This is a genomic window from Pseudomonas sp. V88_4, assembly GCF_029967985.1.
In the GTDB taxonomy this organism is placed as follows: Bacteria; Pseudomonadota; Gammaproteobacteria; order Pseudomonadales; family Pseudomonadaceae; genus Aquipseudomonas; species Aquipseudomonas glycinae.
In genome coordinates this window covers 144,441-159,172 of sequence record NZ_JASCAF010000001.1, presented here as the reverse complement: position 1 = coordinate 159,172, position 14,732 = coordinate 144,441, and the positions used below count along the sequence as shown (strand labels likewise).

The window sequence follows — 14,732 nt, the reverse complement described above, 5'->3', positions numbered from 1 at the left end:
AAGTGGTCAAGCCTTGATTTCAAATTGGAATAATTGACCTTGTGGGAGCTGGCTTTCCAGCTCCCACAGGAATCAGGGGCGGGGGATTATTCCGCGTTGCACAGCGCCAGGCAGTTATCGAGCATGCGGTTGGAGAAGCCCCACTCGTTGTCGTACCAGGCAAGTACTTTCAGCAGTTTGCCGCTGGCTTTGGTGTGGTTGGCGTCGAAGATCGACGACAGCGGGTTGTGGTTGAAGTCGCTCGAAACCAGCGGCAGAGTGTTGTAGCCGAGGATTTTCGAATGCTGGCTCGCGGCTTTCATCAGGGCGTTCACTTCATCGGCCGAGGCTTCGCGCTTCAACTGCACGGTCAGGTCAACCAGCGACACATTGATCACCGGTACACGCACGGCCATGCCGGTCAGCTTGCCCGCCAGTTCCGGCAGCACCAGGCCCACGGCTTCGGCAGCGCCGGTCTTGCTCGGGATCATGTTCTGGGTGGCGGAGCGGGCGCGGTACGGGTCGGTGTGGTAGACGTCGGTCAGGTTCTGGTCGTTGGTGTAGGCGTGAATCGTGGTCATCAGACCGCTTTCGATGCCCAGCTCGCGGTGCAGCACCTGGGCCACCGGGGCCAGGCAGTTGGTAGTGCACGACGCGTTGGAAATGATCTGGTGCGACTGGCGCAGGATGTCGTGGTTCACACCATAAACGACGGTGGCATCGGCGCCTTTGGCCGGGGCCGAGATAATCACTTTGCGTGCGCCGGCGGTAATATGCGCGGCGGCTTTGGCCCGGTCGGTGAACAGACCGGTGCATTCGAACACCACATCAATCTTTTCCGCGGCCCATGGCAGGTCGGCCGGGTTGCGGATGGCGCTGACCGAAATGCGGTCGCCGTTGACGGTCAGGCTCTCGTTGTCATGAGCCACTTCGGCGTCGAATGTGCCATGAACGGTGTCGTACTTGAGCAGATGCGCATTGATCGCGCTGTCTCCCAGATCGTTGATGGCGACGATCTGCAAATCCTGACGATAGCCTTGGGTATACAGTGCGCGCAGGACATTACGGCCGATGCGGCCAAAACCATTGATTGCGATTCGAAGAGTCATTGAACAGCGCCGCCGTCGTTTTGTTGTTGGAATTACAAGATTATTCGCATAAAAATAGAAAACAAGCCTTTTTAGTGGCAATATTTTGTTTTATCTACAACGAGTGACCTGAATCAACTGGTCCGAATGATCAAGAAAACCGCCCGTCATCCCATGCGTGCGGGCTCTTTGATCAGCATAGACAATCAGGTCGCCACATCCGTTAGCCTGGAGTTCTACACATGCATCCCCGCGTTCTTGAGGTCACCGAACGGCTTATCGCCCGCAGCCGCGCCACGCGTCAGGCTTACCTTGCGCTGATTCGCGGCGCTGCAACTGACGGGCCGATGCGCGGCAAACTGCAATGCGCCAATTTCGCCCACGGCGTGGCCGGGTGTGGCAGCGAAGACAAGCACAGCCTGCGGATGATGAACTCGGCGAACATCGCAATTGTTTCGTCATATAACGACATGCTCTCGGCGCACCAGCCGTACGAAGTCTTCCCGGAACAGATCAAGAACGCCCTGCGCGAAATCGGTTCGGTCGGCCAGTTCGCCGGCGGTACGCCTGCCATGTGCGACGGCGTGACCCAGGGCGAGCCGGGCATGGAACTCAGCCTGCCGAGCCGCGAAGTGATCGCGATGTCGACGGCCGTGGCGCTGTCACACAACATGTTCGACGGCGCGCTGATGCTCGGCATCTGCGACAAGATCGTGCCGGGCCTGATGATGGGCTCCCTGCGTTTCGGTCACCTGCCGACGATTTTCGTCCCGGGCGGGCCGATGGTCTCGGGGATTTCCAACAAGGAAAAAGCCGACGTGCGGCAGAAGTACGCCGAAGGCAAGGCCACCCGCGAAGAGCTGCTGGAATCGGAAATGAAGTCCTACCACAGCCCCGGCACTTGCACGTTCTACGGCACCGCCAACACCAACCAGTTGTTGATGGAAGTCATGGGCCTGCACCTGCCGGGCGCATCGTTCGTCAACCCGAACACGCCGCTGCGTGAGGCCCTGACTCGCGAAGCGGCGCATCAGGTCACGCGCCTGACCAAACAAAATGGCAACTTCCTGCCGATCGGCGAAATCGTCGACGAGAAGGCGCTGGTCAACTCGATCGTCGCGCTGCACGCCACCGGCGGCTCGACCAACCACACCCTGCACATGCCGGCCATCGCCATGGCGGCGGGCATTCAACTGACCTGGCAGGACATGGCCGACCTCTCCGAAGTCGTGCCGACCCTGAGCCACGTTTATCCAAACGGCAAGGCTGACATCAACCACTTCCAGGCAGCGGGCGGCATGTCGTTCCTGATCCGCGAACTGCTCGAAGCCGGCCTGCTGCACGAAGACGTCAACACCGTGCTCGGCCACGGCCTGAGCCGGTACACCAAGGAGCCGTTCCTCGATAACGGCAAGCTGGTGTGGCGCGAAGGCCCGACCGACAGCCTCGACGAAAATATCCTGCGCCCGGTGGCCCGTGCGTTCTCGGCGGAGGGCGGCTTGCGCGTGATGGAGGGCAACCTCGGTCGCGGTGTGATGAAGGTGTCCGCCGTCGCGCTGGAAAACCAGATCGTCGAAGCGCCGGCCATGGTGTTCCAGGATCAGCAGGATCTGGCCGACGCCTTCAAGGCCGGTCTGCTGGAGAAGGATTTTGTCGCGGTGATGCGCTTCCAGGGCCCGCGTTCCAACGGCATGCCGGAACTGCACAAGATGACGCCGTTCCTCGGCGTGCTGCAGGATCGCGGCTTCAAGGTTGCGCTGGTGACGGACGGGCGCATGTCCGGCGCGTCGGGGAAAATCCCGGCGGCCATCCACGTCAGTCCCGAGGCTTATGTAGGCGGCGCTTTGGCACGTGTGCAAGAGGGCGATATCATCCGCGTCGATGGCGTCAAAGGCACTTTGGAGCTCAAGGTGGACGCCGTCGAATTCGCAGCGCGCGAACCCGCCAAAGGCCTGTTGGGCAACAACATCGGCAGCGGTCGCGAACTGTTTGGCTTCATGCGTTTGGCCTTCAGCTCGGCGGAGCAGGGCGCCAGCGCCTTCACTTCTGCCCTGGAGACGCTTAATTGAAACTGGCTTTGGTCGGTGACATCGGAGGCACCAACGCGCGGTTCGCGTTGTGGAAAGATCAGCAGCTCGAATCGGTTCAGGTGCTGGCCACGGCCGACCATGCCAGCCCGGAAGAGGCGATCGGCCTCTACCTGAGCAAGCTCGGTCTGGCGCCGGGCGCCATCGGTTCGGTGTGCCTGTCGGTGGCGGGGCCGGTGAGCGGTGATGAATTCAAGTTCACCAACAACCACTGGCGCCTGAGTCGCAAGGCGTTCTGCCAGACCTTGCAGGTCGATCAGTTGTTGCTGATCAACGATTTCTCGGCGATGGCGCTGGGCATGACCCGTTTGCAGCCCGGCGAATTCCGCGTGGTCTGCGAAGGCACGCCGGAGCCATTGCGCCCGGCGGTAGTGATCGGCCCGGGCACTGGCCTGGGCGTCGGCACCTTGCTTGATCTCGGCGAAGGGCGGTTTGCTGCGTTGCCGGGAGAGGGCGGTCACGTCGATCTGCCGCTGAGCAGCCTGCGTGAAACCCAGCTCTGGCAGCACATCCACAACGAAATCGGCCACGTCAGCGCGGAAACCGCGTTGAGCGGCGGCGGCTTGCCGCGGGTCTACCGTGCGATCTGCGCGGTGGATGGTCATGAACCGAAACTCGATACGCCGGAAGCCATCACTGCGGCGGGACTTGCAGGCGACCCGATTGCCCTGGAAGTGCTGGAGCAGTTCTGCTGCTGGCTCGGTCGCGTGGCCGGCAACAACGTGCTGACCACGGGCGGCCGGGGCGGGGTGTACATCGTGGGTGGTGTGATTCCGCGTTTTGCCGATTTCTTCCTCGAAAGCGGTTTCGCCCGCAGCTTCGCCGACAAGGGCTGCATGAGCGATTACTTCAAGGGGATTCCGGTGTGGCTGGTGACGGCGCCGTACTCGGGGCTCGTCGGTGCAGGCGTGGCGCTCGAACAGGCTTGAAACCGAGTCGCTTTCATCGCTGGCTTGCCAGCGATGAGGCCATAACAGACAACAAATCTCCAAGGTTCATCAGGCATAATCCGCCCAATTCCAACAACAAGGATGCCTTCGAAGTGAGCTCAGTCAACAAGTCGATTTTGTTGGTCGATGACGACCAGGAGATACGCGAGTTGCTGGAAACCTACCTGACCCGCGCGGGTTTTCAGGTACGGGCCACGGCGGATGGCGCCGGTTTTCGTCAGGCGCTCAATGAAGCGCCGAGCGATCTGGTGATCCTCGATGTGATGCTGCCCGATGAGGACGGTTTCAGTCTGTGCCGCTGGGTGCGCCAGCATCCGCGTCAGGCCCAGGTGCCGATCATCATGCTCACCGCCAGTTCCGACGAAGCCGACCGGGTCATCGGCCTGGAGCTCGGCGCCGACGATTACCTCGGCAAACCTTTCAGCCCCCGCGAACTGCAGGCCCGGATCAAGGCCCTGCTGCGCCGCGCCCAGTTCGGCCAGGAACGCGGGGGCAGTGAAGTGCTGGCGTTCGATGAGTGGCGGCTGGACATGGTCAGCCATCGGCTGTTTCACACCGACGGCGAGGAAGTGATTCTGTCTGGCGCCGACTTCGCCCTGTTGAAGCTGTTCCTCGATCACCCCCAGGAAATTCTCGACCGCGATACTATCGGCAACGCCACCCGAGGTCGCGACCTGATGCCCCTCGACCGCATCGTCGACATGGCCGTCAGCCGCTTGCGCCAGCGTCTGCGCGATACCGAAAAACCGCCGCGCCTGATTCGCACCGTGCGCGGCAGCGGCTACCAGCTGGCAGCCAATGTGGTTGCCGGCAATGGTCACTGAGTTCCTGCGCACCACCGCGCGCAAAGTGCCGATGCCGCGTTCGCTGCTCGGGCGGATGCTGCTGCTGACGTTGCTCGCGGTGTTGTTCGCCCAGACCCTGTCCAGCGTGATCTGGGTGTCCCAATTGCGTGCGACCCAGCTCGAAGGCCTGGTCACCAGTGCCCGCAGCCTCGCCCATTCGATGACCGCCAGCGTCAGTTATTTCCGCTCGTTGCCGGTGGCTTATCGGCCGCTGGTGCTCGACCAATTGCGCAGCATGGGCGGCACGCGTTTTGTGGTGACACTGAATGACAAACCGTTGGGCATGGAGGTGTTGCCGGTCACGCCGCGCAAGGCCGCGGTGTTGAAAGCGGTGGATGAAGTGCTGCGTCAGTCGCTGGGCCAGGACACCGACATCCTGGTGACCTTCGTCAGCCCCGATGACCTGCGGATCTTCAATGCCGGGTTGAAACTCGATGAGTTGCCGCGCTCCTGGGCGCATTACGCCTTGACGCTGGAACCGGTGAATCCACCGGTGCTGGTGACCCAGATTCAATTGGCGCCGGGTGAATGGCTGTACATCGCCTCGCTGCTGCCCGAGCCCTACACCAGTCTTGAAGAACAGGGTCTGCCGACTCAGCAGGTGTGGTTCATCGTCTTCACCAGCGGTTTTCTGTTGTTGTTCATCGGTCTGCTGGTGCACTGGCAGAGCCGGCCGCTCAAGCGTCTGGCGCGAGCCGCGCGGGATTTGTCGCTGGGCGCCGACGTCGAGCCGGTGGCCGAGGGCGGCGGCAGTGAAGTGGTCGAAGTGGGCCGCGCCTTCAACACCATGCGCGAGCGGATCAGCCGTTATCTGACCGAGCGTAGTCAGTTGTTCAGCGCGATTTCCCATGACCTGCGCACGCCGATAACCCGTTTGCGTCTGCGGGTCGAACTGCTGGAAGACGAAACGCTGCAAACCAAGTTCGGCCGTGATCTGGATGAACTGGAGTTGCTGGTCAAAGGCGCGCTGCAATGCGTGAAAGACACCGACATCCACGAAAACATCGAGCCGGTGGATCTCAATCATGTACTCGACTGCCTGGTGGAGCCCTATCTGGCGCCCAACGGCAACGGCCGCGTGACCCAGCAGGGGCGGGCGCTGGCGGCGTATCCGGGCAAGCCACTGGCGCTCAAGCGCTGCATCGGCAACCTGATCGACAACGCGTTGAAGTACGGGCAGAACGCGCACTTGCACATCGATGACGACGAAAGCGCATTCGTGCTGCATGTCGACGATGAAGGGCCGGGCGTGCCGGAGCAGCGGCTGGAGCAGGTGTTCGAGCCGCACTTCCGGTTGGCGGGGCAGCAGCAGGGTTACGGTCTCGGTTTGGGGATCGCCCGCAACATTGCCCATAGCCATGGAGGGGAGGTGACGTTGCAGAATCTGCGTGAGGGTGGATTGCGCGTGACCCTGCAATTGCCGCGTTCGGTGGATTGATCTGATTGTCACCGCTCGGTGACAAAACCCGCCCCCTTCGTTACAAGACCCTCCCGGCCCGTTGTTTAGACTGCCCGCAGTCATAACAACAAAAAAGGCCACCCATGGATCACTTCAATCCGGGCTTCAGCAGTTGGCTGAGCGCCCCTGCCCACCAGCAATGGCTCGCCGACGAAGGCCTGCGTCTGCTGGCATTTGCCAAGGCTTCCCGATTGCCCGAAGGCTTCGGCAATCTCGATGAGCGCGGCCAGCTCCAGGCCGGCGCGCAAGCCGAAACCATGAACACCGCGCGCATGACCCACAGCTTCGCCATGGCCCACATTCAGGGCCTGCCGGGATTCGCCGAGCTGGTCGATCACGGCATTGCGGCCCTGCGCGGTCCGTTGCGCGATGCGCTGCACGGCGGTTGGTTCGCTGTCGCCGAGCACCGTGATGGCAACACCGGCAAGAACGCTTATCTGCATGCTTTCGTCGCGCTGGCGGCGAGTTCCGCGGTGGTCGCGCAACGCCCCGGCGCGCAGGCGTTGCTGGATGACGCCATCGACATCATCGACACGTATTTCTGGAGCGAAGAAGAGGGCGCCATGCGCGAATTCTTCAATCGCGACTGGCGCGAAGAAGAAGCCTATCGCGGCGCCAACAGCAACATGCACGCCACCGAAGCCTTCCTTGCGCTGGCCGATGTCACTGAAGACCCGCGCTGGCTGGTGCGTGCGCAACGCATCGTCGAGCGGGTGATTCACGGGCATGCCGCTGCCAACGATTACCTGGTGATCGAGCATTTCGACCGCGACTGGCAACCGCTGCGCGAGTATAACCATGACAATCCCGCCGACGGTTTCCGCCCCTACGGGACCACGCCGGGCCACGGTTTCGAGTGGGCGCGGCTGTTGCTGCACCTCGAAGCGGCGCGGGTTCAGGCCGGCATGCTGACGCCCGGCTGGCTGGCCACCGACGCGCAAAAGCTGTTCGAACAAAACTGCCGCCATGGCTGGGACGTCGATGGTGCGCCGGGCATCGTCTACACCCTCGACTGGAACAACAAAGCCGTGGTGCGCCATCGCCTGCACTGGACCCACGCCGAGGCCAGCGCTGCCGCCAGTGCCTTGCTCAAACGCACCGGCGATGCGCAGTACGAAACCTGGTATCGCCTGTTCTGGGAATTTTGCGAAACGCATTTCATCGACCGCTGCGACGGCAGCTGGCACCACGAACTCGACCCGAAAAACCGTCCAAGTGCCGATATCTGGGCGGGCAAACCGGATCTGTACCACGCCTGGCAGGCCGTTCTGATCCCGCGTCTGCCGCTGGCACCGAGCATGGCCAGTGCTCTGGCACACCTGTCTCGAAGCGTTCCTGTGTAACCATGTGGTGACATTCGCGCGTCCCTTCGTTACCTGCGAGGGGAAACGCTCTGTTTAAACTCGTGTGCAGCGCAAGCACCAGACTTGCATGCATAACAACAAGAAAGGTACATCTCAGATGAATGCGATTTCTCGCCTCGCTACTGTCATTTCTGTCGCCTCCCTGTTCCCGCTCGCTGTGCTGCCCCTGAGTGTTTCCGCTGCCGAATCCAAAGGTTCGGTGGAAGTCGTGCATTGGTGGACGTCCGGTGGCGAAAAAGCTGCCGTCGATGTGCTCAAGGCACAAGTCGAGAAAGACGGTTTCACCTGGAAAGACGGCGCTGTCGCCGGCGGTGGCGGTGCGACTGCCATGACCGTGCTGAAGAGCCGCGCAGTAGCCGGCAACCCGCCGGGCGTTGCCCAGATCAAGGGCCCGGACATCCAGGAATGGGCGTCGACCGGTCTGCTCGACACTGACGTGCTGAAGGACGTTTCCAAGTCCGAGAAGTGGGACAGCCTGCTCGACAAGAAAGTCTCCGACACCGTGAAGTTCGAAGGTGATTACGTGGCCGTGCCGGTGAACATTCACCGCGTGAACTGGCTGTGGATCAACCCGGAAGTGTTCAAGAAAGCCGGTATCGAAAAAGCCCCGACCACCCTCGAAGAATTCTACGCCGCCGGCGACAAGCTGAAAGCGGCGGGCTTCATTCCGCTGGCCCACGGCGGTCAGCCTTGGCAGGACAGCACCGTGTTCGAAGCGGTCGTGCTGTCGGTGATGGGCGTTGATGGTTACAAGAAAGCCCTGGTCGACCTGGACAACGCTGCCCTGACCGGCCCGGAAATGGTCAAGGCCCTGACCGAGCTGAAGAAAGTCGCGACCTACATGGACCAGGACGGCAAAGGCCAGGACTGGAACCTGGAAGCGGCCAAGGTCATCAACGGCAAGGCCGGCATGCAGATCATGGGTGACTGGGCCAAGTCCGAATGGACCGCCGCCAAGAAAGTCGCCGGCAAGGACTACGAGTGCGTAGCGTTCCCGGGCACCGACAAGGCGTTCACCTACAACATCGACTCGCTGGCCGTGTTCAAGCAGAAGGACGCAGGCACTGCGGCCGGTCAGCAGGACATCGCCAAAGTCGTGCTGGGTGAAAACTTCCAGAAAGTCTTCAGCATCAACAAGGGCTCGATCCCGGTGCGTAACGACATGCTCGCCGACATGGGCAAGTACGGTTTCGACTCCTGCGCCCAGACCGCTGCCAAGGACTTCCTGGCAGACGCCAAGAGCGGCGGCCTGCAGCCAAGCATGGCGCACAACATGGCGACCACGCTGGCCGTGCAGGGTGCGTTCTTTGATGTCGTGACCAACTATATCAACGACCCGAAAGCCGACCCGGCCGACGCTGCGAAGAAACTCGGCACTGCCATCAAGGCTGCCAAGTAAGCGGTAGCGACGAGCTGCGAGCTACAAGCTGCGAGACAAGAGCGCTGCTCTGCTGGTCTTGCAGCTCTCAACTCGCAGCTGCTCTTCTCTTTTTCTATTGGATCTTCCCATGAGTTCTGTTGCTGTGTTCAGCAAGGCCTCGCCGTTCGACGCATTGCAGCGCTGGCTACCGAAACTGGTGCTGGCGCCGAGCATGTTCATCGTTCTGGTGGGCTTCTATGGCTATATCCTCTGGACGTTTGTCCTGTCGTTCACCACGTCGACCTTCCTGCCGAACTACAAGTGGGCAGGCCTGGCGCAATACGAGCGCCTGTTCGACAACGACCGCTGGTGGGTGGCGAGCAAGAACCTGGCCGTGTTCGGCGGCATGTTCATCGGTATCACCCTGGTGATCGGCGTATTGCTGGCAGTGTTCCTCGACCAGCGCATCCGTCGCGAAGGCTTTATCCGCACCATTTACCTGTACCCGATGGCGCTCTCGATGATCGTCACCGGTACCGCGTGGAAATGGCTGCTCAACCCGGGCATGGGCCTGGACAAATTGCTGCGGGACTGGGGCTGGGAAGGCTTCCGTCTCGACTGGCTGATCGACCCGGATCGCGTGGTGTATTGCCTGGTGATCGCGGCGGTCTGGCAAGCCTCGGGCTTCATCATGGCGATGTTCCTCGCCGGTCTGCGTGGCGTTGATCAGTCGATCATCCGTGCCGCCCAGATCGACGGCGCGAGCATGCCGCGCATCTACTGGAAAGTGGTGCTGCCAAGTCTGCGTCCGGTGTTCTTCAGTGCAGTGATGATCCTGGCGCACATCGCGATCAAGAGCTTCGACCTGGTGGCGGCCATGACGGCCGGTGGTCCGGGTTATTCCTCCGATTTGCCGGCGATGTTCATGTACTCGTTCACCTTCAGCCGTGGACAAATGGGCATGGGTTCGGCCAGTGCAATCCTGATGCTCGGTGCGATCCTCGCGATCATCGTGCCTTACCTGTACTCCGAGCTGAGGACCAAGCGTCATGACTAGTCTCGCTGCGAAACCCGCCATCAGCCTGAGTCGCATCGCGATCTACGCGGTGCTGATCCTCGCGGTCCTGCTGTATCTGGTACCGCTGGTGGTCATGCTGCTGACCAGCTTCAAGACCCCGGAAGACATCTCCACCGGCAACCTGCTGAGCTGGCCGACCGTGGTCAGCGGCATCGGCTGGGTGAAAGCCTGGGCGACCGTTGACGGCTACTTCTGGAACTCGATCAAAATCACCGTTCCGGCCGTGATCATCTCCACCGCCATCGGTGCGTTGAACGGTTATGTGTTGTCGTTCTGGCGCTTCCGCGGTTCGCAGCTGTTTTTCGGCCTGTTGCTGTTCGGCTGCTTCCTGCCGTTCCAGACCGTGCTGCTGCCGGCCTCGTTCACCCTCGGCAAGATGGGCCTGGCGAGCACCACCACGGGCCTTGTGTTCATCCATGTGGTCTACGGTCTGGCGTTCACCACGCTGTTCTTCCGTAACTACTACGTGAGCATTCCGGATGCGCTGATCAAAGCGGCGCGCCTCGATGGCGCGGGGTTCTTCACGATCTTCCGCCAGATCATCCTGCCGATGTCGACGCCGATCATCATGGTCTGCCTGATCTGGCAGTTCACCCAGATCTGGAACGACTTCCTGTTCGGCGTGGTGTTCTCCAGCGGTGATTCGCAACCGATCACGGTGGCGCTTAACAACCTGGTCAACACCAGCACCGGGGCCAAGGAATACAACGTGGACATGGCGGCGGCGATGATCGCCGGGCTGCCGACCCTGCTGGTCTATGTGGTCGCAGGCAAGTATTTCGTGCGCGGGCTGACGGCCGGCGCAGTCAAGGGGTAATCATGGCTACGCTCGAACTTCGCAATGTAAACAAGACCTACGGTGCCGGCCTGCCGGACACCCTGAAGAACATCGAACTGTCGATCAAGGACGGTGAGTTCCTGATCCTCGTCGGGCCTTCGGGCTGCGGCAAGTCGACCCTGATGAACTGCATCGCCGGCCTGGAAACCATCACCGGCGGCGCAATCATGATCGGCGACCAGGACGTCAGCGGCATGAGCCCCAAGGATCGCGACATCGCCATGGTGTTCCAGTCCTACGCGCTGTACCCGACCATGAGCGTGCGCGAGAACATCGAGTTCGGCCTGAAGATCCGCAAGATGAGCCAGTCGGCCATCGACGAAGAAGTCGCCCGCGTGGCCAAGCTGTTGCAGATCGAGCACCTGCTCAATCGCAAACCGGGCCAGCTCTCCGGCGGTCAGCAACAGCGCGTGGCGATGGGCCGTGCGCTGGCGCGTCGTCCGAAGATCTACCTGTTCGACGAACCGCTGTCCAACCTCGATGCCAAGCTGCGCGTCGAGATGCGTACCGAAATGAAACTGATGCACCAGCGCCTGAAAACCACCACGGTCTACGTGACCCACGACCAGATCGAAGCGATGACCCTGGGCGACAAAGTGGCGGTGATGAAGGACGGGATCATCCAGCAGTTCGGTACGCCGAAAGAGATCTACAACGACCCGGCCAACCTGTTCGTGGCGAGCTTCATCGGTTCGCCGCCGATGAACTTCATTCCGCTGCGCCTGCAACGCAAGGACGGCCGTCTGCTGGCGCTGCTCGACAGCGGCCAGGCCCGTTGCGAATTGCCCATGGCGATGCAGGACGCCGGACTCGAAGACCGCGAGGTGATCCTCGGCCTGCGCCCGGAGCAGATTGTCCTGGCCAATGGCGAGGGCAATGGCTTGCCGAGCATCAAGGCTGAAGTGCAGGTCACCGAGCCGACCGGTCCGGACACTCTGGTGTTCGTCAACCTCAACGACACCAAGGTCTGCTGCCGTCTGGCGCCGGATGTGGCGCCGCAGGTGGGTGAGACCCTGACCCTGCAATTCGATCCGTCGAAAGTGCTGCTGTTCGATGCCAAGTCCGGCGAGCGCCTGGGGGTTGCGGGCCTGCCGAAAACCGAGTCGCACAGCGCCAACGTGGCCCAGTTCAAGGGGCGCTGATCAACCAATGCGGGAGCGGGCTCGCCCGTTTCCGCAGGGAGCACGCGGTGCGTGGCCTGTCGCGCGCCGCATCAGATGTAAACCGCGTTAAATAAGAAGAACAGTTAATAACAATAAAACGAGGATGTAGGGATGAAGAAGAACAACAACGCTCAGCGAATCGGCCAGTTGTCAGCGGTTGCGGCAATGATGCTGGCCGGCAGCGTCCACGCGGCTGACGCGTTCAGCTCCGATTCGGAGTGGATGACCGGGGACTGGGGTGGCGAACGTACCAAGCTGATCGAGCAGGGTATCGACATCAAGATGGACTACGTCGGTGAAGTGGGCGGCAACCTTCACGGCGGCTACAACAACGACAAGACGGCGCGTTACTCCGACCAGTTCGGTCTGGGCGTGGCGCTGGACCTGCAGAAACTGTGGGGCTGGGACAACACCCAGGCCAAGATCCAGCTGACCAACCGTAATGGCGAAAACATTTCCAACGACCGTGTTGGAGATCCGCGTGCCGGCACACTCAGCTCCTCGCAGGAAGTCTACGGTCGTGGCCACATGGTGCGTCTGACCCAGTTGTGGATCAAACACCAGTTCTTCGACAACAAACTCGACGTCAAGGCCGGTTACTTCGGCGAAGGCGAAGACTTCAACACCTTCCCGTGCGAGTTCCAGAACCTGGCGTTCTGCGGTTCGCAAGTGGGCAACTGGGCGACCAACATCTGGTACAACTGGCCGGTCAGCCAGGCGGCGATTCGCGTCAAGTACAACATCAACGACGAGCTCTACGCGCAGATCGGTGCGTACAACCAGAACCCGTCGCAGCTGGAACACGGCAACGGCTTCAAGTTGAGCGGCAGCGGCACCAAAGGCACCGTGTTGCCAGTAGAGCTGGTCTGGTTGCCAAACCCGAACGGCCTGCCGGGCGAATACCGTGTCGGTTACTACAAGAGCACGGCCGATGCCAACGACGTTCGCGAAGACGTCAACGGTTTCGACGCGGCGACCACCGGTGATGCCTACCGTACCCACAGCAGCAAGCACGGTTACTGGTTCGTTGCGCAACAGCAACTCACCAGCCACAACGGTGACAAGAGCCGTGGTCTGAACATCGCTGCCAACGCCACGTTCCATGACAAGGACACTAACTTCATCGACAACTACCAGTCCGTGATGTTTGTGTACAAAGGCCCGTTCGACGCGCGTCCGAAAGATGACGTCGGTATCGGTGCGGCACGTATTCACGTGAACAATGACGTGAAGAAAAACGCCGAACTGCTCAACGTCGCCAACGGTGTTTCGGACTACGACAATCCGGTGTTCTCGCCGATTCGTGAAACCGAATACAACTACGAGATCAACTACGGCTTCCACGTGACCAACTGGCTGACCGTGCGCCCGAACCTGCAATACATCACTCATCCGGGCGGTGTGGATGAAGTGGATAACGCTTTGGTCGCTGGCCTGAAAATTCAGTCTACGTTCTGACGCGTCTGCGATAAGCTCCTCTCTATGTGCGCATATTTGCGGACAGCCAAGGCTGTCCGCTTTTTTTTGGACAGGGGTGTCGCAGCCCATGAAAGTTGAATCTGGAACCGTGGCCCATGCATGAGCATCCGCTGCAACGCTTCTTCAAATCCCTGCGCGAACGACCGGTGTTCGCCTGGGAGCGCTATCAGATGCGCGATGTGCTGGTGATCGATCATCCGCTGTGTCAGGCGGTGTTCAGTCGCCAGGGGGCGCAGTTGCTGCACTTTCAGCCGCGCGGGCAGAAGCCGTGGTTGTGGTGCGCAGCGAAATGGCCGCATGTCGGCGCAATCCGTGGCGGCGTGCCGGTGTGCTGGCCGTGGTATGGCCGTCACCCGAGCGAAAACGCGTGGCCGTCCCATGGCTGGGCGCGATTGCTGGACTGGAAACTGCTCGACAGCAGCACCAGCGATGATGGCGTGCGCCTGCATTGGCAATTGCAGCTGTGCGACTGGCAGGTGGACCTGCACGCGCACTTGGGCGAACGCATGGAATTGCGCCTGAGCACCGAGCATCAGGACGACATGCCGTGCCAGTTGAGCCAGGCTTTGCACGCTTACTGGCGTATTGGCGATGTGAGTGAGATAGCGCTGTCTGGGCTCGAAGGGGCGCAGGGTTACGACCAGTTGAACCGCGAGGTTTGCCAGCAGGAAGGCGAGTTGCGGGTTGATGGCGGCTGTCAGCGAGTGTTCCAGCACGACGGCGAGTTGCAGCTCAAGGATCACGCCTGGCAGCGCGAGTTGTGCATCGATACCGGTGACAGCGCGGACACCGTGGTGTGGCATCCGGGGGCGCGGCCGCTGTTGGGTGTGAGCTGGGATGAGATCTCAGAGTTTGTCTGCGTTGAAGCGGCGGCGGGCGGCACCGACAGCCTGCATCTGGCGCCGGGGGAGAAGGCGCATTTGAGTTTGCAGGCCTGGGCTGGGGCCTAGTTGTGCGTTGTGGCTGCTGGCCCTATCGCTGGCAAGCCAGCTCCCACAGGTTTTATGGGTGTTCGCGAGTTTAATGTTCGGCGCGGACACTG

General features: G+C 61.2%; 12 protein-coding genes. 11 read left to right on the top strand and 1 reads right to left on the bottom strand.

Going from position 1 to position 14,732, the window contains the following annotated elements:
* Positions 1–86: 86 nt before the first annotated feature.
* On the bottom strand, positions 87–1,088 hold the full coding sequence (gene gap / locus QLG12_RS00765) for a type I glyceraldehyde-3-phosphate dehydrogenase (RefSeq protein WP_085689348.1): 1,002 nt from the start codon (positions 1,086–1,088) through the stop codon (positions 87–89).
* Positions 1,089–1,309: 221 nt separating this feature from the next.
* Between gap and edd the strand changes: the two genes are divergently transcribed.
* The 11 genes from edd to QLG12_RS00710 all read left to right on the top strand — a co-directional run bounded on the left by edd (position 1,310) and on the right by QLG12_RS00710 (position 14,640).
* Positions 1,310–3,136 (top strand): phosphogluconate dehydratase, encoded by a 1,827-nt coding sequence (gene edd, locus QLG12_RS00760; protein ID WP_197870423.1) that lies wholly within the window; start codon positions 1,310–1,312, stop codon positions 3,134–3,136.
* The gene (locus tag QLG12_RS00755) at positions 3,133–4,083 is read left to right on the top strand and encodes a glucokinase (RefSeq protein ID WP_197870425.1); all 951 of its coding nucleotides are present in this window, start codon (positions 3,133–3,135) and stop codon (positions 4,081–4,083) included. Before edd ends, QLG12_RS00755 begins: the two co-directional genes overlap by 4 nt.
* A 113-nt stretch (positions 4,084–4,196) precedes the next feature.
* Positions 4,197–4,928, top strand: coding sequence for a response regulator transcription factor (locus QLG12_RS00750; RefSeq protein WP_085697149.1), 732 nt, complete (start codon positions 4,197–4,199; stop codon positions 4,926–4,928).
* Positions 4,918–6,387, top strand: coding sequence for an ATP-binding protein (locus QLG12_RS00745; protein ID WP_134022914.1), 1,470 nt, complete (start codon positions 4,918–4,920; stop codon positions 6,385–6,387). The genes QLG12_RS00750 and QLG12_RS00745 overlap by 11 nt, the downstream gene beginning before the upstream one ends.
* Before the next feature lie 104 nt (positions 6,388–6,491).
* Entirely contained in the window at positions 6,492–7,751 is a 1,260-nt protein-coding gene (locus QLG12_RS00740) for an AGE family epimerase/isomerase (protein ID WP_197870427.1), read from the top strand.
* 118 nt (positions 7,752–7,869) lie between these two features.
* On the top strand, positions 7,870–9,171 hold the full coding sequence (locus tag QLG12_RS00735; RefSeq protein ID WP_064598941.1) for an ABC transporter substrate-binding protein: 1,302 nt from the start codon (positions 7,870–7,872) through the stop codon (positions 9,169–9,171).
* Positions 9,172–9,280: 109 nt separating this feature from the next.
* Entirely contained in the window at positions 9,281–10,189 is a 909-nt protein-coding gene (locus QLG12_RS00730) for a sugar ABC transporter permease (protein WP_011335609.1), read from the top strand.
* Entirely contained in the window at positions 10,182–11,027 is an 846-nt protein-coding gene (locus QLG12_RS00725) for a carbohydrate ABC transporter permease (RefSeq protein WP_236193684.1), read from the top strand. The genes QLG12_RS00730 and QLG12_RS00725 overlap by 8 nt, the downstream gene beginning before the upstream one ends.
* Before the next feature lie 2 nt (positions 11,028–11,029).
* Entirely contained in the window at positions 11,030–12,190 is a 1,161-nt protein-coding gene (ugpC, locus tag QLG12_RS00720; protein WP_011335607.1) for a sn-glycerol-3-phosphate ABC transporter ATP-binding protein UgpC, read from the top strand.
* Positions 12,191–12,322: 132 nt separating this feature from the next.
* Positions 12,323–13,669, top strand: coding sequence for a carbohydrate porin (locus QLG12_RS00715; RefSeq protein WP_064383727.1), 1,347 nt, complete (start codon positions 12,323–12,325; stop codon positions 13,667–13,669).
* Between the two features lie 116 nt (positions 13,670–13,785).
* Positions 13,786–14,640: a D-hexose-6-phosphate mutarotase gene (locus tag QLG12_RS00710; protein WP_064383726.1), complete on the top strand. Its 855-nt coding sequence runs from the start codon at positions 13,786–13,788 to the stop codon at positions 14,638–14,640.
* Positions 14,641–14,732 lie beyond the last annotated feature (92 nt).

Coding starts and splice junctions, on each gene's coding strand:
- QLG12_RS00735 (WP_064598941.1), top strand. CDS start 7,870: ATGAATGCGATTTCTCGCCTCGCTACTGTCATTTCTGTCGCCTCCCTG.
- edd (WP_197870423.1), top strand. CDS start 1,310: ATGCATCCCCGCGTTCTTGAGGTCACCGAACGGCTTATCGCCCGCAGC.
- QLG12_RS00710 (WP_064383726.1), top strand. CDS start 13,786: ATGCATGAGCATCCGCTGCAACGCTTCTTCAAATCCCTGCGCGAACGA.
- gap (WP_085689348.1), bottom strand. CDS start 1,088: ATGACTCTTCGAATCGCAATCAATGGTTTTGGCCGCATCGGCCGTAAT.
- QLG12_RS00725 (WP_236193684.1), top strand. CDS start 10,182: ATGACTAGTCTCGCTGCGAAACCCGCCATCAGCCTGAGTCGCATCGCG.
- QLG12_RS00745 (WP_134022914.1), top strand. CDS start 4,918: ATGGTCACTGAGTTCCTGCGCACCACCGCGCGCAAAGTGCCGATGCCG.
- QLG12_RS00715 (WP_064383727.1), top strand. CDS start 12,323: ATGAAGAAGAACAACAACGCTCAGCGAATCGGCCAGTTGTCAGCGGTT.
- QLG12_RS00730 (WP_011335609.1), top strand. CDS start 9,281: ATGAGTTCTGTTGCTGTGTTCAGCAAGGCCTCGCCGTTCGACGCATTG.
- ugpC (WP_011335607.1), top strand. CDS start 11,030: ATGGCTACGCTCGAACTTCGCAATGTAAACAAGACCTACGGTGCCGGC.
- QLG12_RS00740 (WP_197870427.1), top strand. CDS start 6,492: ATGGATCACTTCAATCCGGGCTTCAGCAGTTGGCTGAGCGCCCCTGCC.